The sequence below is a fragment of the Streptomyces sp. TRM68416 genome, assembly GCF_014596915.1.
Classification (GTDB): Bacteria; Actinomycetota; Actinomycetes; order Streptomycetales; family Streptomycetaceae; genus Streptomyces.
The window spans coordinates 111,845-130,193 of record NZ_JACVWU010000006.1; the positions used below are offsets into that span (position 1 = coordinate 111,845).

Genomic DNA, 18,349 nt, shown 5'->3' on the forward strand with positions numbered 1-18,349 from the left:
AAATGCGAACCCCGATCGGCTAAGGATACGGCCCGCGGCCCCGATCCGTTCAGACCGGGTTGTCCCGGTCTCCCCCGGCGGGCGGGGTCGGTGTCGGGCGACAATCGCCGGGTGACCGAAGCCTGCATGGAGCACGCTTTCCTCTGGCACGGCCGATTCTCCTCGTACGAGGACATCCGCGCCCATGTCGACGCAGGGTGGTCGGAGAACGGGGACGCCGAGCCGCCCGTCTTCATGCGCGAGGCCGGGATCGTCGAGCTCGAACCGATGTGCGTCGAAGCCGTCCACGCCGCGGACGACGGTCACCTCGCGCCGGTCGCCCCCGAGGTACTCCTCCGAGGGGCCTCCTACGCCGACCAATGGCTGCCCCAGGTGGAGTCGACCGAGCCGGCCGATGCCGCGATCTGCGTCTTCGCTCCCCACGTGGTCACCAACCCGCACGGGACCGCTCTGCACTACCTCGGCCGGTTCACCTACCGCGCCTGATGAGGGTCCCCCGCTCGGGGTTCAGGTCGGGTCCGCGTAGCGGGTGGCCAGTGCCATGGCGCGTTGGTGCAGGGTGGTGCGCAGCGACTGTGGGGCCAGGGCCTCGGCGTCGGTGCCGAGTTGCCACATCGCCCATGCCGCGTGGCGTGCGTCCTGGAAGGTCACCTCCAGCCGCAGCCAGCCGTCGGCGTCGGGTTCCTCCGCGCGGACGGCCAGCGCGGTGTCCAGCAGTTCCTCCCGACGCGCCGGATCGACCCGTACCGACACCATGACGTGGTCGCCGCCGGCAAGGAACCGCGCGGAGCGTTCACGCCAGATCCGGTCCAGGTCGATCCGGTCCGGTCGCTGCGCCGGTTCGGGCAGTTCCTCGGCGGCCAGGACCCGCGACAGGCGGTAGGTGCGGTCCGCGCCGGATCTCGTGGCCAGCAAGTAGCTTCGGTCTCGTACGGTGACCAGGCCGATCGGATGCACCGTGCGCCAGCGCGGATCCTGCCCCTCCGGGGCGTAGTGGATGCGCAGTTGGTGTCCGGCGAGCACCGCGCGCCTGACCTCGCTCATGGCGGTGCCGGACACCTGCTCGATGCCCGCCCTGCGCGAGAGGAGGTCGGTCTCCGGCTCGACGAGAAAGCGCTGAGCCGCGTCGCTCGCGGTGGCCCGGTGGCTGTCGGGCAGTGCGTCGACCACCTTCCGTACGGCCGAGGCGAGCGACGGTCCCAGGCCGAAGACCCGCGCGCCGCGGCCCGACACGGCGGTCAGCACGGCCAGGGTCTCGTCGTGGTTCAGCCCGGTGAGCTCGGTCCGGAAACCGGGCAGCAGCGCGAACCCGCCGTGCCGGCCGCGTTCGGAATGAACCGGGACGCCGGCCGCGGACAGCGCTTCGATGTCCCGCAGCACGGTGCGGGTGGACACTTCCAGCTCGCGGGCGAGCGTGTTGGCGGTCAGCCGACCGCGCTGACGCAGCAGCAACACCAGCGAGACCAACCGGTCGGCGCGCATTCGGGAACTCTACGGGAATACATGACGAAGGGTGTCGTGATGCGTTGGCAGGCTCGTGCACACGACGTAGGAGTCCGACGGCACCGCGCCGACGGGCGTACGTCCTTCCCTTGAGTCGAACGGAATGGATGTGGCAGTGGAACGAGTGGCAGTCAACCCGGTGACGTGGTCGGCGGAGATGGGATTCAACCAGGGCGAAGTCGTCTCCGGGCAGACACGGACCCTGTACTGCTCCGGGCAGACCGCGATGGACGGTGACGGCAAGCCCCGGCACGACGGTGACATGGCGGCGCAGTTGGCGCTGAGCATCGCCAACCTGGAGGCCGTGCTCGGCGAGGCCGGCATGACCCTGGCGAACCTGGTCCGGCTCAACGTCTACACCACCGACGTCGATCTGCTCCTGCGGCACTACGGCGAGCTGGCCGGGCGGCTGGGCGCCGCCCGGGTGGCGCCGACCACGACGATGCTCGGCGTGAGCCGGCTGGCCGTCCCCGGCCAGATGCTCGAGCTCGAAGGGACGGCTGTCGCGTGATGCGCCTCTTGCGCCGGAGCGGGGTCTCCTGAACCTCCTGGTGCACGGCGTCCACGCCTGCGCGGGGCGGCGCCCGCGGTCCGGGGGCCGTGCGGCAGGATGGGCGCCATGAGCGTAGTCAAGATCAATGTACTGACTGTCCCCGCCGAGCAGCGCGAGACGCTGGAGAAGCGGTTCGCCTCTCGTGCGCACGCCGTGGAGAGCTCGGACGGGTTCGAGTGGTTCGAGCTGCTCCGGCCCGTCGAGGGCACCGACAGCTACCTCGTCTACACGCGCTGGCGCGACGAGGAGTCCTTCCAGGCGTGGATGGAGGGGCCGATGAAGGCGGCCCACCAGGGTGGCGGCGCGGAGGGCGGCGAGCGTCCCCGGCCGGCGGCCGGCGGGTCCACCCTGTGGTCGTTCGACGTGGTGCAGCAGGCGGCGCCCAAGGGCGCGTAGCGGCCACGGATCCGGGAGTTCCCGGCGGGCCGGCGCCCGGTGTCCGCTCGCTCGTGGACATCAGGCGCCGGCCCGGTCGGCCACGGGGGCGCGCCGTGCCTCGTAGCGCAGGGCCGCGGCGGTGAGCAGCGCGCCGAGCCCCTCCCACAGACCGACGCCCAGGAAGCCGGCGGGGGCCCGGCCGCCGATCACCGCGAGAGTGAAGACCGTGCAGGTCAGCAGGCGGAAGGGAACGGTCCAGCGGAAGAACGCCTTCCAGTCGGAGAGGGCGGCCAGGACGTAGTACACGCCCATGTTGACCGCTGCCATGGAGGACGCGGTCACGAAGACCAGGGTGTGGTCTCCGTCCGCGCGCCGGGACCCCTCGGGGGCGGCGAAGCCCATGACGGTGAGCAGACCGTCCGGCGCGACGAGGCCGAGGATGCCGAGGGTGGAGGCGAGGGCGCCGAACACGGCCATGGTCCAGCCGGACGGGGAGCGTGGCAGAGACCGCACGAACTTCTCCGTTTCTACGAGGGGTTGGCTTGCTGCGGTCCCCTGCTTATCGCGTCGGCGCGGGCCGTCGTGCAGCAGGGTCCGGCGTGGGATCCGGCGCGGGCTCACGGCCCGGAGCCGACCTGGCGTCGTCGTCGGCGGCGGCCCGGCTTACCTGGCCAACCATCGGACGCGCTCGGGGAGTTGTGGGCACTGAAGGCACGCCGTTCCGGCATGCGACGCATGTCGGCCGACCTCCCGCGGGTGAGTCTCCGCACCGTGGCCGTCCTTGCCGTCTCCGCACCGGGCACGGCCGAGGCCGCCACAACGGCACGGGCCGCGCCGCCTGCGGTCTGTCCGTTCGCTGAGTGACGTGGGCCGTTCCGCATCACAACTCCGGGGACGTCGGGGCCCGACGCCTGCGATCATGAACGGTATGGACTCCCGTTTCCTCGGTATCCCCGAGATCGTCGACGTGCCGTCCGTGGCGGTCGTGGTCGACGTCATGCGTGCTTGTACGGTGGCGGCCTGGGCCTTTGCCCAGGGGGCGGAGAAGATCGTTCTGGCCGAGTCGCTGGAGGACGCTCTGGCGCTCAAGGGGCGCCATCCGGACTGGGTGGCGTTGAAGGACGGTCCGCCCGCGCCCGGGTTCGACGCCGTCAACTCGCCGGGGCTGCTGCGCTCCGTCGACCTCACCGGACGGACGGTCGTGCAGAAGACCACGGCGGGTACGGTCGGGGCCCTCGCCGTCAAGGAGGCGTCGCTGGTGCTGTGCGCCGGCTTCGTCGTGGCGGAGGCGACGGCTCGGCTGTTGCGGACCCGCGAGTGCGCCAGTGTGACGTTCGTGGTCACCGGCGAGGACGGAAGGGCCGACGAGGACCTGGCATGCGCTCAGTACATCGCCGGTCGGGCCGTCGAGGCCGGTACGGATGCCGACGAGTTCCTGCGGCGCGCTGCCGCGTCGCGGGCCGCCGCCGAGCTGACGGAGGGGGTGCGCGAAGGGGCTCATCCCGAGGACGTCGCGCTCTGTCTTGAGCTGGACCGGTTCCCCTTCGCCATGGTGGCGGCGCCGGAGGACTCGCTGATGGTCCTGCGCCCGTGCGCCGTGCCCGCGATCCCCGTGTGAGCACCGGGAGTTCCTAGCCCGCCGGGTCCGCCTTCCAGTCCTGGACGAGGAGACCGAGGAGCACCTCGTCGAGGAACTCGCCCATCACCCACGCCGAGGAGCGCAGCACGCCCTCGCGGACGAAGCCGTTGCGTTCGGCGGAGCGCAGCATCGCGGTGTTGTCCGCGAGGGTTTCGATCTGCAGCCGGTGCAGGCCGCGTACGACGAAGCCGTAGTGGCACAACACGGCGACGACGTCGGTGCCGTAGCCGTTGCCGCGTGCGGCCGGCCGCAGGCCCAGCCCGATGTGCGCGGACCGGTTGTGGTGGTCGATGCCCCAGAGCATGGCGGTGCCGATCAGCGTGCCGCCGTCCAACTCCACTACGGAGAACGGAACGAGTCCCTCCTCCGCGTCGTCCACCACGAACTGCGAGTCCTTCGAGCCGGGCGTGATCGGCCGCCACGGTCGGCCCGCGGCCCGCGAGGTGTTGACCACGTCGTCGTAGAGCTCGGCGTGCAGGACCGGGATGTCATTCTCGTGTCGAGCTCTGAGGCCGACCTTCTTGCCCTTCAGCATGCGAGCTTTGTATCCGGCCGGGCGGGCCGGGGCAATGGCGGAGCGGGATCGGCGGGATCAGTGGAGGCAGAGGCAGAAGGGGTGGCCGGCGGGGTCGGCGTAGACCCGCCAGTTGGCCTCGGGGCGGATCTGGTCCGTGCGCTCCAGTACCGTGGCGCCGAGGGCGAGCGCGCGTTTCTCCTCCGCGTCGAGGTCGTCCACGTCGAAGTCCAGGTGAACCTGTTGCGGGCGGTCCTGGCCCGGCCACTCGGGCGGTCGGTAGCCGTCCACCCGCTGGCAGGCCAGCGGGGTCCCCTCGAATCCGTGGACCTCGATCCAGCCGGCGTCCTCCGCGTCCGTGACGACCCGGCCGCCGAGCAGTTCCGCGTAGAACTCCGCGAGCCGAACCGGATCGGCGCAGTCCAGCGCGACCGCCTGCAGCTTTCGAATCACTTGGACCACTCCTTGCTCGTCGGCCGCTTCCGCGACACCCCCATAAGGGAGGGGGTACCCGCCGGCACGGCGGGCATGCAAGGCGGCGCGCCGGGTCGACTCCGGCCGTCTCGTGGCGGCGCGCTCGCCGACGGGTGCAGAGAGCCCCGCGCGACTGTGTTCACCCGCCGAGACGCACGCTCAACTGGCTTCCCAGCTCTCGGAATCCGAGCGCAGCCGCCACCCGTCGGGACGCGGTGGGGCGCGCCCGCCACTGCGGCAGCAGACCGGCCTCAAGGGCGAGGAATCGCCCAGCTCGGGGCCCAGGTTCCGGCGGTGTCGGGAGCGGTCGTCGTGGTGGTGAGGTGGGTGCGGAGGGTGGTGAGGGCCGGGTGGGGGTTGTCGCGGTGCCAGAGGAGGCAGTGCGGGTAGACGGGGGTGGGGTCGGTGACCGGGATGCGGCGCAGGCCGTGGCCGGTGGGCCAGACGAGGCGGGTGTGCCCGCCCATGAAGGTGGCCAGGGCCGGGGTGTCGGCGATGGTGTCGAGGAGGGCGTCGGAACCGAAGTTGGGGCCGGTCGCCTCGATGGTGAGGCCGAACTCGGCGGTGAGGTCGTCGTAGTAGGCGGCCCATTCGCTGCCGGGGACGATGCCGGGCATCCAGATCCGGTGCCGGGCGAGCCGGGCGAGGGGCACCGATCGGGCGCCGGCCAGCGCGTGGGCGGGGCCGGTGAGGAGTTGGAGCGGTTCGTCGAGTACGCGGACGGACTCGATGTCCTCGGCGAGGGGTCGGCCGGGTGCCGCGACGGCGCGGAAGGACGCGTCGATCGTGCCGGAGCGCAGGGCGGCGACGGCCGTCTCGATCTCCAGCAGCATCACCACGTCGAGGTCGATGTCGGGGTGTGCGCGGTGGAAGGCCCGCATGAGGCCCGTCGCCGCGCCCCGTGAGGCGATCACGTCGACACGCAGGGGGCGGTGTCCGGTGCGCACGGAGGTGACCGCGCGCTCGGCGACGCGCAGCAGCTCGCGCGCGTGGGGCAGGAACGCCTGCCCGTCGATGGTGAGTTCGACTCCGCGCGGGGTGCGGGTGAACAGCCGCACCCCGAGACTGCGCTCCAGCGCGGCGATGCGCTTGGAGACGGCCTGCTGGGTGACCGCCAGTTCGGCGGCGGCCTCCTGGAACCGTCCCGCCTCGGCGGCGGCGACGAAGGTCCGTACGGAGTCGAGGTCCATGTCGGCATGGTAGGGACACAACTGTTGGTTGTGGCGTGCGGCTCCGCGGTTGTTTGATTCCTGGCTGCGGTGCTCGCTTTGATGCCTTGGGTCGCGGACGGGTTGTGCGGGTCGAGGTCGGGGGCGTCGGATATGCGGAGCGGGCAGCGGCTGGGGCCGTCGTTCGGGTGGCTGTGGGGGGCGTACGGGACCAGTGCGCTCGGTACCTGGCTCGCCTTCGGTGCCTTCCCGCTGATCGCCGTCGAGGTGCTGCACGCCGGGCCGGCGGAGGTCGCCGCGCTCGCCTCCGTGGGGTCCGCGGTGGGCGCGGCACTCGCGGTACCGCTCGGTCCGTGGGTGGAGTTCCGGCGCAAGCGGCAGGTGCTGATCGCGACGGATCTGGCGCGGTGCGCGGCGCTGCTGACGGTTCCCGGAGCGTATGCGCTCGGGGTGCTCACGGTCCTTCAACTGCTGCTGGTGTCGGTGGTCGTCGCCGCGGCCGACATCGTCTTCCGGGCCGCCTCGGGCGCGTACCTGAAGACGCTGCTGCCGCCTGAGCACCTGCTCGTCGCCAACGCGCGGTTCGAGTCGACGGCCTGGACGACCACGATCGTCGGACCGCCGCTGGGCGGGGTGCTGATCGGACTCCTCGGTCCGGTGGCGACGGTGGTGGCCGACGCGGTCAGCCATCTGCTCTCGGCGCTGGGCATTCGTGCGACGGGCGGGCACGAGCCTCCGCCCGTGCGCCCGGCGGGCGAGCGCTTGCGGGCAGGGGATCTGCTCGACGGCTGGCGGTACATCCTCGCGGACGCGATGCTACGGCCGCTGTTCCTCAACACCGCCCTGTTCAACGGGCTGGTGATGGCCACCCAGCCGCTGCTGGCCGTCCTGCTGCTCGGCCGGCTCGGGTTCGCACCGTGGCAGTACGGTCTCGCCTTCGCCGTACCCGCCCTCGGCGGGCTGCTGGGTTCGTGGCTGTCCCGGCCGCTCGTCATCCGGTTCGGGCAGCACCAGGTGCTGGTGGTGGCCGGAGCGCTCCGCGCCCTGTGGCCCGTCGGCCTGGCTTTTCCGGGGCCGGGTGCGGGAGGACTGCTGCTGGTGATGGGCGTCGAGTTCCTGCTCATCCTCTGCTGCGGGGTCTTCAACCCCGTCCACGCCACCTACCGCCTCACGCGCGCCCCCGCCGACCGGGTCGCCCGCACGCTGACTGCCTGGTCGGTGACGACGAAGGTCGCGACCGCGCTGCTGACGGCCGTGTGGGGTTTGCTGGGCGCCGTGATCGGTCCTCGTACGGCCATCGCCCTGGCCGGTCTGATCCTGCTGGCCACCCCGCTGCTCCTCCCCCGCTCGGCTTCCCTTCCCCCGGCGGCAGAGACGGCGCCGAACCGGGGCTGAGGGACGGGGCGCGTACGACGGGCGCGGCCGGAACCTGCGGCGGCGGACAACGCGGACAACAGGGGGCCGAAGGGGGGCAACGGTCGGGCGGGGTCGGCAGTCGTAGGAAGTGACACGCATCCGTCCCCGTGCTCGCGGCCGACCGCCGTGGTCGGCAGAGGGACTTTCATCCCTGGGAGGATTCATGAGCCGTTCAGCCGCACCACTGTCCGACGACGGACAGAACAGCGGGCGCAGGCCCGTCGGTCACGCGGCACGGCGCGGTGCCGTGGTGGGAGCCGTCGCCGTGCTCCTGGCGGGGGTCGCCACCTCGGCCGGGGCCGCGTCGGGTACGACGCCCGGTGACCCGGTGGTCACCGGCGTCACCGTCAACTCCGGACGTGACGTCATCGTGGGCATCTCCCGTTACGTGGTGTTCCCGGTGACGGTCACCGGGTCGGACGACTCCGGCCTGTCGTTCGTCGACGTGGATCTGAAGGGGCCGCGCGGGGGCTTCTACACCAACGACGCGTTCTGCGAGACCGCCACGGCGTGCACGACGGTGTTCAGCGTCAAGGCTCCCCCGGCCCCGGGCGGCGACGATCCGGTGGACCTGGCTAACGCCAACGCGGGAACCTGGTCGGTCGACGCCCTGGTCGACGCCAACGACGGCGGCTGGGTCTTCGCGCCCGGCGTGGGGACGTTCGGCCTCAAGCGGGCCGCGCGGGTCACGGTCGACGCCTCGCCGGAACCGGTGGCCAAGGGCGCGACCCTCACCGTCACGGGCAAGCTCGTGCGGGCCAACTGGGACACCTACCGGTACGCGGGGTACGCGGGCCGGTCCGTGAAGCTTCAGTTCCGTCCGAAGGACAGCAACACGTACACGACGGTGGCCACCGCGACCACCAGCAGCACCGGCGCCCTGCGCACCAAGGTCAAGGCGGTCCGGGACGGTTACTGGCGCTGGAACTTCACCGGCACCGGCACCACCGGCCCGGCCAAGGCCGCCGGTGACTACGTGGACGTACGCCCCTGATCCGACCGTACGAAGCCGAGTCAGAAGTAGTGGTCGGCTGCGTCCTCCTGCTGTCCCAGGGCGAGGCCGAACAGTGAGCCGGCCGCGACGGCCAGTCCGCTCGCGCAGGCGGCGGCCGTCTCGGCCGGTACGGCGATGCGGCGCAGCGCGCCCGCGAGCACGTCCTCCAGCAGGGCGAACCGGGCGACGAGCAGGCGTGGCCCCGCCGCGCCGGACCTCCCCCGGTCGGCGACGAGCATCAGGGCTTCCTGTGCGCGCAGTTGCAGCTCCGCGACGGGCTGCCAGGCGTCGGCCTGTCGTTCGCTCGCCCGCGGGTCGGTCAGCATCGCGTGCAGGTGGCGGCCGAGGTCCGCGTGCCAGGCGGCCAGGGTGCCGTTCATCTCGGCGCAGAGGCCGTCCAGGCAGCTCTGCAGGGCGGTCGCGCCCGTGGCGACACCCACCCGCGCCGGACGTGCGCCGCCCGTCGCCCGCTCGGCGGGCGGCCGCGCGTTCGCGCCCAGGTAGTTGCGCAGGACGACGGGCATGACCTCGGCGGCGGACGACGACTCCGTCCGCCCGTCGGGCATCAGCGCCGAACGCACGGGGGCGAGGCAGCGCGCGGCCTGTTCGGCGGCTGCGCTGCAAGCGTGGTCAGTGGGCACGGGGGCGTTCCGCTCCTTTCATCGGTGTCTGCGGTACGGCCTGCCGGATGTCCAGGAACACGGCCTCGGCCGGCGCTCGGTTCACATCCGGTCCGCGGCGTTGCTCAGCACGCCCCGGCGCAGGCGGGTACGGCGGCGGTGGCGAGCCTCGTGACGTACGGCCGGCTGTCGCGTCGCCGACGTCGGCGTGCACCCGGACACCGTCCCGCTGACGTTCTGCCGCACGACATCCGGCTCGATCGCCGGGCCCTGCTCCGGCACCGTCAGGCCCTCACACGTCCGGTTCCGGAGCAACGAACCGAGGAAGGGGACCGCCGGGCGGCCCACGACACGGCCGTCCACCGAAGGTCCGCGAGGCGACGACGCCCGGCAGGTGAGCGGGGCGGCACGGCACGCACGGCACCATCGGCCGACCCGTAATATGCCAGGCGCTGCTGCCAGGGGTGTCGAGCCCTTCTCCTCCGGCATGAGGCACTATGCGCGCCGCACACGCGTGCGTACGTGTTCGCCCCGCGATCCAGGAGGTGCCGCCGCTCATGGCCACCCTGCCGGTCCCCCCGCCCGCCCTGCCGCCGAAGCTGGTCGCGACCGACCTGGACGGCACGCTGCTGCGCAGCGACGGGACGCTGTCGTCCCGCACGCGAGCCGCGCTGGCGGCGGCCGAGGGGGCCGGGATACGCGTGGTACTCGTCACCGGCCGCCCGCCCCGCAGTGTGCCGGCGCTGCTGGAGAGCACCGGGCCGCACGTCGTCATCGCCGCCAACGGTGCCGCCGTCCACGCCCCCAGCGGGGCCGTCGCGCAGACCAGCCCGATCCCCCGTCTCACGGCCGCGCGGCTCGTGGAGAACCTCCGTGCGGCGATCCCCGGCGTGTCCTTCGCCGTCGAGTACGACGCGGCCCACGGTCACGAGACGACGTATCCGAGCTGGTCGTTCCAGGACGGGAGCGTCGAACTGGTCGGCGCGGCCGAGGACATCCTCGCCGAGAGCCCCGGGCGGCCGCTGCTGAAGGTGCTGGCCCACCATCCGACGCTCCCGCTCGACGACTTCTACGCACGGGCGCGCCGCATCGCCGGTACGAGCGCCGAGACCACGCACTCCACCGGGATGTCGCTGGTGGAGTTCAGCGCGCCGCGCGTCACCAAGGCGACGACGCTGATCGCCTGGAGCGGCCGGCTCGGCATCGGCAGCTACGAGATCGCCGCCTTCGGGGACATGCCCAACGACCTGCCCATGCTCAACGCGGTGGGCAGCTCCTACGCCATGGCCAACGCCCACCCGGACGTCCTGGCGGCCGCGCGCCATCACGCCCCCTCCAACGACGAGGACGGGGTCGCCCAGGTGCTGGAGGGGTTCGTCGACACGCTGGCCCACCGGACGCCGTGGTGGGCGCCCGTGCTGCGGGCGGGCGAGGGCTCCGCCGAGGGCACCCTCTGACCGACGCGTCCGTCCCTGAAGCACCGGCGGCCTTGAGCGGGGTCGCCCGGACGCGCAACTCCGGTGGAAGGCCGGTCCGTCGAAGCTTCTCGGGCGTCCCCGGGCTCCCGCTCCGGCGCTACCGCCACGGGTCCAGCGCGTGCTTGCCGCGTGTCCGTCCCGTGGCGAGTTCCTGGAGCAGGGTCGGGCCCTCGGCCAAGGGGTGCAGCTCGGGGGTCCCCGGCGGGTAGACGCCTTGGGCGATGAGCGCGTCGATCTCGGCCAGGAGCGAGCGGTGGAGGTGCGGGGCGGCGGTGGCCAGGGCACCGATGTGCAGGCCCTTGATCTGGACCTGGTGGGTGAAGACGAGGTCGTGGGTGGTGAGGCGGGCGTCGCCGGAGGCGGCGCCGAAGACGACGATCCGTCCGGTGAAGGGCCGGGTGACCGACAGGCTCGTGCCGAACGTGGCCTGTCCGACGGATTCCAGGACCAGGTCGACACCGCCGGTCAGGCGGGTGATCTCCGCGGTCAGGTCGGGGCGGGTGCGGTCCAGGACCTCGTCGGCGTCCAGGGCTCGGACGGTGTCGTGCTTGGCCGGTGAGGCCGTGGCGATCACGCGTGCGCCGTAGTGGCGGGCGAGGCGTACGGCGGCCTGTCCCACGCCCCCCGCCGCGGCGTGCACGAGCACCGCTTCGCCCGCCTCGACCTGGCCGAGCGGCTTCAGCGCGGCCAGGGCGGTCGCCCAGTTCAGGACCAGGCCGAGGGCTTCGGCGTCGGTCCAGCCGGACGGCACGGGCAGGGCGCCCGCCGCCGGCATCGTCATGTACTGCGCGAAGGCGCCCGGTCCGGCCCCGATGACGTGCGTGCCCACCGGCAGCGGGCGCTCGACGTCCGGGCCGACGCCCACGATCTCGCCCGCGGCCTCGAAGCCCGCCACGTAGGGCGGTTGCGGGCCGCCTCCGTAGGTTCCGAGGGTCTGCATGGCGTCGGCGAAGTTCAGCCCGGCGGCGCCGACTCGGATCAGGTACTCGCCGGGGCCCGGGGCGGGGCGGCGGCGGTCGGTGGTGAGGGTGAGGTCCTGCGGGCCCCGGTGCGACCGCTGGACCAGTGCCCGCATCGTCTGCGTGGCGGTGTGCTGCTGCTCGTCGATCTCCATGCGCGGCACCGTAGAAGTTTCACATGTGCGTCAAGGTCAAGTGGTGGTCGTCGGGGGGCGTCCCGGCTTCTCGGAGGTAGGCGTCGAGTGCCGCCTGCTGTTCGGAGAGCAGGGCGATGCGCGCGGCCACCCGGTCCCGGTAGGTCCGCACCTCGCGGAGGAACTCCGCGCACGTCACGTCCGGGTCGGCGGCGGGCCGTTCGGTCAGGTGCGGCAGCACCTCTTTGATCAACCGCACGGGCAGCCCCGACTCCAGCAGCGAGCGGATGACGAGGACCCGGTCGATCGTGGACCGGCAGTAGTCGCGGTACCCGTTGCTGTGACGGCCGGGGACGATCAGCCCTTCGTCCTCGTAGTACCGCAACGACCTCGCGCTCGCACCGCTGGCCCTGGAAGCCTCTCCGATCCTCATGCCTACGGCAACGTGCGGGAGCCTCGCACTCTTCCGCCGCTCCCGCGCTGCGAGGTTCCTCAACTCCTCATGCGGCACGGCCCCGTTCACGTGCCGTGCCGGTCGCGGCCGCCGGGACGCCGCGGGTGGGTCTGACCCGGTACGTGGTCTTCGCGGGGTCGGTGACGGGCTCGCCCAGCGTGATACGCCCGCCGCGGCGCAGTTCCTCGCACACGTCCGTCGGCAGGGCGACGTAGCAACCGCCTCTGCCGGTGGCCGAGTCCACCGGCCGCCAGTAGCTGTACCGGACGCGGCCGTCCCCGTGCGCGGTGACGAACACGGGCGTACGGGAGTCGGACACGACACGCAGCACATCGGCGGCGGCCCCGCCGAGCGGGATCGCGGACCGCACACGGGACGGGGCCCGATCGTGGATGAGCGGCATGGGCACGGCCTTTCCGGGGCGCAGTACTGAACACCGCTCACCCGTGTGGGCCCCGGTGTTGATCTCTACCGCGCATTCTTGTGCACGCCACTGACAACGCGCCCTCGCGCGGCGCCCATCCCGGGACACGGCCGGACAAAGACGTCGGTCGGGGCACGGGCCGAGTCCGGCGGACGGGCCCTATGCGCTCGGCTCCGGTCGCGCGGCCGACGCGGCGGCAGCGGCCGTGGCCAGGGGATCGCGGAGCGGGCGGCCGAGGAGGTCGGTGAGGTCGGGGGCGGTGCCGTCCAGGAAGCCGTGCCGGACGGCGGTGGCGATCGAGGCGAGCATCGGCGGCTGGAACGGGAGCAGGCCCGGCGTCTCCTCAAGGAGCCTGCGCCGGTACTCGCCCAGGCCGACGGTGCGGTGCGGGACCCCGAGCCGGTCGGCGACCTGCTGCGCGGTGATCGGCGTGCCGACGAACTCGTAGACGCGGCCGCGGTGTTGTGCCGGATCGGCCGCGACGATCGCGGTGGCCTCGGCGAGGTCCTCGCGCGCGACCGCGGCCAGGGCTCCCTCGCCGAACGCGGACTCGAGGCCGTCGTCGGTCCAGGTCAGCAGCGAGCCGAAGAGTTCGGCGTAGAGGCCGTTGCGCAGGATCGTCCACGGCAGTGAACCCGCCCGCAGCAGGCGTTCGGTGGCGCGGTGGGCGAGGGCGAAGCCGAGGTGGTCCCCTGCGCCGGCGAGGCTCGTGTAGACGACGTGCCGGACGCCGTCGCGGGCGGCGGCGTCCAGGACCGCCGTGTGCCGGCGTACGACCTGGTCGTCCTCGGCGTATCCCGCGGAGATCAGCACCAGGGTGGACACGCCGGTGAGTTCGAGGCTTGCGCGGTCGTCGAAGTCGAGGTGCCGCATGCCCTCGCCGGGGGTGCGGCTGCCGCCCGTCGCGGCGCTGTCGCGGGCGCGCAGGCCGGCGAGTGTCGCGGACCCGAGATTGCCGTTCGCGCCGGTCACCAGGATCGTGTCAGTCATGTTCTTCCCCGTCGTCGGTTCGTCTCGCTCACTACGCTTGATCGTCGATCGCCCGCCCGCCCGCCACAAGAAGGCAGTTTCATGTCACCCACGCACACCGGGGTAACCACCCCCGCCGACCTCGACCCGTGCGGACACGAGGACCATCCCGACTGCGGCATCCGGGACGTCCAGGACCGCATCGGGGACAAGTGGTCGGTCCTCGTGATCGTCGAACTGGCGGGCGGTCCGCGCCGGTTCCGTGAATTGCAGCGCGCCCTGCACGGCATATCCCAGCGCATGCTCACCCTGACCGTCCGCCGACTCGAACGCGACGGCCTCGTCCTGCGCACCGTGTACCCGACCGTCCCGGCCCAGGTCGACTACCGCCTCACCGAGACGGGGGCCGGCCTCACCCACCTGGTCAAGGCCCTCACCGACTGGTCCGTGGCCAACCGCGCCGCCATCGCCGAGGCGCGGGAGGCCTACGACCGTGAGCATCCGGACCACGACATCCGCTGACGGGCCGGGGAGGATCCGAGTCATGCGCGTCTCCCTCACCCGACTCCGGCCGCCGTGGGTGGCCTTCGCCCGTCATGACGCTCCGGGCTGACGGCCGAGACGGCTGCGCTCACGCGCCGGGGCGGCCGCGTGGTGCGCCTCGACGGCCGGATGCTGCGGAACGCGGACACGCTGTTCGACGCGTTCGCCGAACAGCTGTCCTTTCCCGGCTGCTTCGGCCGCAACTGGGACGCTCCGGTGGACTGGGCCCGGGTCCGCGACGGATTCTGATCAAGGAACGATCAACACTTCACCATGAACAGTCCACGTCCAGACCAGGATTGGGTTGGCGGGGGAGCGCTCCCCCACGCACGGACGTACGTTCAGCGCGTGAATTCTGATTCTGCTGTGGGCGCCCCGCGCCTCGCCGAGCCGAAGCCCGCCCGCCGCTCGCTGCTGCGGGGTGCCCTGACCGGAGCCGCCGCCATCGGCGTCGGCCTCTCCGCCGGGGCCTCCTCCGCTTCCGCCCTTCCCGCCGGGGGCGGTACCCGTCCGCGGCCGACCACGCCGGACGGTGCCCTGCGTGAGCTGGCGGCGGGCAACTTGCGCTGGCGCACGTACCGGGAGAAGCACCCGGACGAGACGGCCGCCGTCCGCAAGGCGCTCATCTCCGGCCAGCATCCCTTCGCCGTGATCCTCAGCTGTGTCGACTCCCGCGTCCCGCCCGAGCTCGTCTTCGACCAGGGGCTCGGTGACCTGCTCACCGTGCGCAGCGCCGGTGAGGTGCTGGACGAGGCGGTGCTCGGCAGTGTCGCCTACGGCGTCCTCGAACTGGACATACCCCTGGTCCTGGTGCTCGGGCACCAGTCCTGCGGGGCCGTGCGCGCGGCGGTCGAGGCCGAGGAGACGGGCACGCAGTTGCCCGCCCATATCCAGTACCTCGCCGATCAGATCAGCCCCGCCATCGACCACGGCAAGGAGGGCGACGCCCGGATCGACGCGACCATCGACGCCAACGTACGGCTCGTCCGCGGCCGTCTGGCCGCGGAACCCGACCTCGCGGCCAGGGTGGCCACCGGTCGGCTCGCCATCGTCGGGGCACGCTACGAGCTGACCAACCAGCTCGTGCACCGCGTCAACTGAGGCCCACGGGCGCCGCAGCACCGGCGGTGCCCCCTCGTCGTGGGCTCGGCGGTCGGTACCGGAACCCGTGCGCTGCTGTCTCTCGCCGGAGGCGCGGACGTCGTCCCTGACGCTGACTCGCTCCTCGGCCTGGTCAACGTGCGGGTGGGCCACACCGGTTCGCCGCGCTCGTCCGCCGACGCGTGGTCCCGCTCGAAGCCGAGTACGGTCCCTACCGTCGGCTCCGTGTCTGCTTGGCCTTGCGCCAGGCGTCGGCGTTGCGGTGGTGGTTTCTGTGGCCGGCCGTGAGTACGGTGCGCAGCTCGGTGAGGTGCGGGGTGTCGTGCGGGAGGTTCAGGTCGGCGAGGAGGGCCACGGCGGCGGGCGGTTCGAGGTCGCCGTAGACGTCGTGGTAGCCGCCCAGCAGGCCCTTGAAGAGGGCCGGGTGCAGCTCGGGGACGCGGGCCGCGATGCCGTAGGCGGGTGCCTTCGTCGGCCACGGCACCGGGCCGGAGCATTCCAGCACTCGGGCGGCCCGGCGCAGGAGCGTTTCCGAGGGGTCGGTGAGCAGACGGGGGATGTCGCGGCCGAGTACTTCGGCGAAGGCGGTGGCGGCGGTGTCCCGGTCCTCGAACCAGTCGACCCAGAGCGAGTATGTGACCGCGTCGGCGACCCGCGGCGCTTCCAGCCGCCGCCGGTAGCCGTCCCACAGTGCCGTCGGCGGCAGCGGCCCGTCGGGGCTCCGGTCGGCGAGGTTGATCTCGGCGGCGACCCAGTAGTCGTCGAGCAGGTCCAGCAGGCCGAACGCCAGCCGTACCCGCCCCTCGGCGTCCAGCCGTTCCTCGCTGATCGCCGGCCCCGCCCACGCATGGGCCACGTCGTTGGCGGTGAGCCGTCGTTGCGGGGCATTGCGGTCGGCCCACGCGTCGTCGCCGACCTGGGTGACGCCTTCCGCCGCCAGCCACCGCCGGGCGTCGTCCATGGCTTGCGTGTCCATCCGCACAGTATGGCCGGACGGGCGGGGCGGCTCGCCACGAACAGGCGGTGGGCCCCGTAAGCCACGTGCTCGTGCTGGAAGATGGGGCGGTGCTGCCCTACGTCTATCGCGTCACGAAGTACGACCCGGCCGACCGTGACGAGCACGGTCGCTACACCGGCACCGAGGACACCGTCAGCGATCACGGCGAGGTCGAGGCGGCCTACCTGACGGCGGTCGCGGCGTTCGCCGCCGATGCGGGCGTCGACCGCCTGGCCGTACGCGAACCGCAGGTGTCGTCATTCGGGCACTTCGGTGTCGAGCCGCCTTTGGCGGGCTTCGGCCTGGACGGGCTCTTCCCGACCGGCCGGTCCGGGTTCCACGACGGTGCGGAGGTTCCCCTCGACGTCGGTCTGGAGCTGGTGCGGCTCATGCTCCGCGACAGCGGCGCCTGGTGCCGCCTGGAGGTGGAGGGCACCTTCGCGGTGCACGTGGGCTGGGACCAGTACCTCTATGTCGGCAGCGGTCGGCGCTGCGAGGAGGCAGTGGCCCGGGTCCGCGCGCTCGGTCTGTTCCCCGAGCGCACGGGCGCCTCCCCGTACGACGTGGAGGCCGATGAGAAGGACGTCCGGCGAGCGGCCGACGACGCTTTCTGGGCCGATCTGCGCTCGGCGGTCGCGGCGTCCCGCACCGGGCTCCTGGAGGAGACGTACGTCGAGGGCGCCTCGCGATGGCACCGGCTCGCCCTCGACACGATCGACGCCGTTCGCGCCGGGCTTGCTCCCCGGGCGCGGCTGGCCGTGTGGCCGGGCCTGTCCTCCGACATCGACGCGGTCCTCGCCGCCTTTCCCACCGACGGCCTCGTGGAAGGCGTATGGCAGGACGAGGACGGCCGTATGTGCAGCGCCGTCGTCGACGAGGAGGGCTTCCCCGAGCTGGCCGCCAGGATCTCCGGTGCCGAGGCCGCGATGCTGCTGCCCCTGTATGCCGACGAACGTGTGCCGTTGTTCACCGCCGTCATGCCGGACGACGACGGCGTGGTGCGGGCCCGCTGGGGCGGCTGAGCCTTGCCGGCCGGCCGCCGACCAGGGCGTCTCCGGGCGGTCGGGGCCGACCCGTGAGCAGCTCGTCGTCGCGCCGGCGGGGTGGGCCGGACGCGGTCTCCGCCGCGTCCGGCCGCTGTCCTACGCCGTGAACGCGTCCGCGTGTTCCTCGGCCCACTGGCGGAACGTGCGCGCCGGGCGGCCGGTGACCTTCTCGACCGTGTCGACGACCGTGCGGCCCACCTCGGGGGTGTTGCCGTAGGCCTCGACGAGGAAGGCGATGACGTCCTCGGGGTGGCCGGCCGCCCGCCACTGGGCGACGGCCTGCTCCTCGGAGAGTTCGACCAGGGAGATGTCCCTGCCGCGGGCCGCGGCGAGCGTCGTCACCTTGTCGCCGACGGTCAGCAACTCGGGGCCGGTGATGACGTACTCCTGGCCCCCGTGGCCCTCCTCGGTGAGCGCGACCGCGGCGACGGCGCCGATGTCGCCCTCGTGGACCATGGCGCTGAGCCGGTCCACGAACGGCTCCCGGACCTCGTCCGAGGGCACGATCGTCGCCGCCCACTCCAGGGCGTTGGCCATGAACTCGACGGGCATCAGCACGGTCCAGTCCACCTGGTCGTCCGCGCGCGCGGCGTCCTCCAGCGGCGTGGGTCCGCCGCCGTGCAGCACGGTGATCCGGCGTACGCCGGCCGCGTGGGCCAGCTCCAGGATCCGCGGGCCGGTCTCCAGCGGGGCGAAGTAGGCGCCGCCGAAGGTGATCAGGTGCAGGCCGGTGACGCCTTCCAGGGCCGGGACCAGGCTGTCCGGTTCGGTCAGGTCGCCCTCGACGACCTCGACGCCGGCCGGGAGACCGGCCTTCGCCGCGTCCCGGGTGAGGGCACGGACGGCGTGGCCGCGGGCGAGCAGTTCGGCGACGACCTGGCGGCCGACGGTTCCGGTGGCACCGGTGACAAGGATCTTCTGCGTCTGCGTCATGCCACGACTGTAGGAAGACTTGCGGTCAGCTTCTGTCCGCGATGCGGCCCG

General features: G+C 72.6%; 24 protein-coding genes. 11 read left to right on the plus strand and 13 right to left on the minus strand.

The features are described from left to right. Window positions 1–111 precede the first annotated feature (111 nt). The gene (locus ICC28_RS12305) at window positions 112–486 is read left to right on the plus strand and encodes a hypothetical protein (protein ID WP_188288531.1); all 375 of its coding nucleotides are present in this window, start codon (window positions 112–114) and stop codon (window positions 484–486) included. A 21-nt stretch (window positions 487–507) separates the two neighbouring features. Here the strand turns inward: ICC28_RS12305 and ICC28_RS12310 are convergent, their stop codons facing one another. Then, window positions 508–1,482, minus strand: a complete 975-nt coding sequence (locus tag ICC28_RS12310) for a helix-turn-helix transcriptional regulator (RefSeq protein ID WP_188288532.1) — start codon at window positions 1,480–1,482, stop codon at window positions 508–510. 136 nt (window positions 1,483–1,618) lie between these two features. Between ICC28_RS12310 and ICC28_RS12315 the strand changes: the two genes are divergently transcribed. Together ICC28_RS12315 and ICC28_RS12320 are read left to right on the plus strand one after the other, a co-directional pair. Next, a complete protein-coding gene (locus ICC28_RS12315; RefSeq protein WP_188288533.1) occupies window positions 1,619–2,014 on the plus strand; it encodes a RidA family protein in 396 nt (131 codons plus the stop codon). Window positions 2,015–2,122: 108 nt separating this feature from the next. Continuing rightward, the gene (locus tag ICC28_RS12320; RefSeq protein WP_188288534.1) at window positions 2,123–2,452 is read left to right on the plus strand and encodes an antibiotic biosynthesis monooxygenase family protein; all 330 of its coding nucleotides are present in this window, start codon (window positions 2,123–2,125) and stop codon (window positions 2,450–2,452) included. Window positions 2,453–2,512: 60 nt separating this feature from the next. Here ICC28_RS12320 and ICC28_RS12325 read toward each other — a convergent pair whose 3' ends face one another. Next, window positions 2,513–2,911, minus strand: coding sequence for a hypothetical protein (locus ICC28_RS12325; RefSeq protein ID WP_188288716.1), 399 nt, complete (start codon window positions 2,909–2,911; stop codon window positions 2,513–2,515). Window positions 2,912–3,362: 451 nt separating this feature from the next. Here ICC28_RS12325 and ICC28_RS12330 point away from each other — a divergent pair, with 451 nt between their 5' ends. After that, window positions 3,363–4,052, plus strand: coding sequence for a 2-phosphosulfolactate phosphatase (locus ICC28_RS12330; protein WP_188288535.1), 690 nt, complete (start codon window positions 3,363–3,365; stop codon window positions 4,050–4,052). Window positions 4,053–4,065: 13 nt separating this feature from the next. Here the strand turns inward: ICC28_RS12330 and ICC28_RS12335 are convergent, their stop codons facing one another. The 3 genes from ICC28_RS12335 to ICC28_RS12345 all read right to left on the minus strand — a co-directional run bounded on the left by ICC28_RS12335 (window position 4,066) and on the right by ICC28_RS12345 (window position 6,251). Further along, window positions 4,066–4,608 (minus strand): GNAT family N-acetyltransferase, encoded by a 543-nt coding sequence (locus ICC28_RS12335; protein WP_188288536.1) that lies wholly within the window; start codon window positions 4,606–4,608, stop codon window positions 4,066–4,068. Window positions 4,609–4,665: 57 nt separating this feature from the next. Then, window positions 4,666–5,040 (minus strand): VOC family protein, encoded by a 375-nt coding sequence (locus ICC28_RS12340; RefSeq protein ID WP_188288537.1) that lies wholly within the window; start codon window positions 5,038–5,040, stop codon window positions 4,666–4,668. A gap of 272 nt (window positions 5,041–5,312) precedes the next feature. Next, entirely contained in the window at window positions 5,313–6,251 is a 939-nt protein-coding gene (locus ICC28_RS12345; protein ID WP_188288538.1) for a LysR family transcriptional regulator, read from the minus strand. 132 nt (window positions 6,252–6,383) lie between these two features. Here ICC28_RS12345 and ICC28_RS12350 point away from each other — a divergent pair, with 132 nt between their 5' ends. Both ICC28_RS12350 and ICC28_RS12355 read left to right on the plus strand, forming a co-directional pair. Next, window positions 6,384–7,625, plus strand: a complete 1,242-nt coding sequence (locus tag ICC28_RS12350) for an MFS transporter (RefSeq protein WP_188288539.1) — start codon at window positions 6,384–6,386, stop codon at window positions 7,623–7,625. 184 nt (window positions 7,626–7,809) lie between these two features. Then, the gene (locus tag ICC28_RS12355; RefSeq protein WP_223188745.1) at window positions 7,810–8,640 is read left to right on the plus strand and encodes a calcium-binding protein; all 831 of its coding nucleotides are present in this window, start codon (window positions 7,810–7,812) and stop codon (window positions 8,638–8,640) included. Window positions 8,641–8,660: 20 nt separating this feature from the next. Here ICC28_RS12355 and ICC28_RS12360 read toward each other — a convergent pair whose 3' ends face one another. Together ICC28_RS12360 and ICC28_RS12365 are read right to left on the minus strand one after the other, a co-directional pair. After that, a complete protein-coding gene (locus ICC28_RS12360; RefSeq protein ID WP_188288540.1) occupies window positions 8,661–9,281 on the minus strand; it encodes a hypothetical protein in 621 nt (206 codons plus the stop codon). A gap of 81 nt (window positions 9,282–9,362) precedes the next feature. Then, a complete protein-coding gene (locus ICC28_RS12365) occupies window positions 9,363–9,542 on the minus strand; it encodes a hypothetical protein (protein ID WP_188288541.1) in 180 nt (59 codons plus the stop codon). 275 nt (window positions 9,543–9,817) lie between these two features. On the opposite strand from ICC28_RS12365, the gene ICC28_RS12370 reads away from it, so the two are divergent. Next, the gene (locus ICC28_RS12370) at window positions 9,818–10,717 is read left to right on the plus strand and encodes an HAD family hydrolase (RefSeq protein ID WP_188288542.1); all 900 of its coding nucleotides are present in this window, start codon (window positions 9,818–9,820) and stop codon (window positions 10,715–10,717) included. Between the two features lie 118 nt (window positions 10,718–10,835). On the opposite strand, the gene ICC28_RS12375 is transcribed toward ICC28_RS12370, so the two are convergent. The 4 genes from ICC28_RS12375 to ICC28_RS12390 form a co-directional block, all read right to left on the minus strand. After that, window positions 10,836–11,852 (minus strand): NADPH:quinone oxidoreductase family protein, encoded by a 1,017-nt coding sequence (locus ICC28_RS12375; RefSeq protein WP_188288543.1) that lies wholly within the window; start codon window positions 11,850–11,852, stop codon window positions 10,836–10,838. Window positions 11,853–11,871: 19 nt separating this feature from the next. Beyond that, the gene (locus ICC28_RS12380; RefSeq protein ID WP_188288544.1) at window positions 11,872–12,264 is read right to left on the minus strand and encodes a MerR family transcriptional regulator; all 393 of its coding nucleotides are present in this window, start codon (window positions 12,262–12,264) and stop codon (window positions 11,872–11,874) included. Window positions 12,265–12,331: 67 nt separating this feature from the next. Continuing rightward, on the minus strand, window positions 12,332–12,688 hold the full coding sequence (locus ICC28_RS12385) for a hypothetical protein (protein ID WP_188288718.1): 357 nt from the start codon (window positions 12,686–12,688) through the stop codon (window positions 12,332–12,334). Between the two features lie 180 nt (window positions 12,689–12,868). Further along, complete coding sequence (locus ICC28_RS12390; RefSeq protein WP_188288545.1) at window positions 12,869–13,699, minus strand: NmrA family NAD(P)-binding protein; 831 nt, start codon at window positions 13,697–13,699, stop codon at window positions 12,869–12,871. A gap of 81 nt (window positions 13,700–13,780) precedes the next feature. On the opposite strand from ICC28_RS12390, the gene ICC28_RS12395 reads away from it, so the two are divergent. The 3 genes from ICC28_RS12395 to ICC28_RS12405 all read left to right on the plus strand — a co-directional run bounded on the left by ICC28_RS12395 (window position 13,781) and on the right by ICC28_RS12405 (window position 15,322). Beyond that, window positions 13,781–14,200, plus strand: a complete 420-nt coding sequence (locus ICC28_RS12395; protein WP_188288546.1) for a winged helix-turn-helix transcriptional regulator — start codon at window positions 13,781–13,783, stop codon at window positions 14,198–14,200. A gap of 129 nt (window positions 14,201–14,329) precedes the next feature. Further along, window positions 14,330–14,470: a barstar family protein gene (locus ICC28_RS12400; protein WP_188288547.1), complete on the plus strand. Its 141-nt coding sequence runs from the start codon at window positions 14,330–14,332 to the stop codon at window positions 14,468–14,470. 99 nt (window positions 14,471–14,569) lie between these two features. Then, window positions 14,570–15,322, plus strand: coding sequence for a carbonic anhydrase (locus tag ICC28_RS12405; RefSeq protein ID WP_317454000.1), 753 nt, complete (start codon window positions 14,570–14,572; stop codon window positions 15,320–15,322). 211 nt (window positions 15,323–15,533) lie between these two features. Here ICC28_RS12405 and ICC28_RS12410 read toward each other — a convergent pair whose 3' ends face one another. After that, complete coding sequence (locus tag ICC28_RS12410; RefSeq protein ID WP_188288549.1) at window positions 15,534–16,298, minus strand: hypothetical protein; 765 nt, start codon at window positions 16,296–16,298, stop codon at window positions 15,534–15,536. 47 nt (window positions 16,299–16,345) lie between these two features. On the opposite strand from ICC28_RS12410, the gene ICC28_RS12415 reads away from it, so the two are divergent. Next, on the plus strand, window positions 16,346–17,341 hold the full coding sequence (locus tag ICC28_RS12415; RefSeq protein ID WP_317454001.1) for an RNA-binding protein: 996 nt from the start codon (window positions 16,346–16,348) through the stop codon (window positions 17,339–17,341). 120 nt (window positions 17,342–17,461) lie between these two features. Here ICC28_RS12415 and ICC28_RS12420 read toward each other — a convergent pair whose 3' ends face one another. After that, the gene (locus tag ICC28_RS12420; protein WP_188288550.1) at window positions 17,462–18,298 is read right to left on the minus strand and encodes an NAD(P)H-binding protein; all 837 of its coding nucleotides are present in this window, start codon (window positions 18,296–18,298) and stop codon (window positions 17,462–17,464) included. Between the last annotated feature and the right edge of the window lie 51 nt (window positions 18,299–18,349).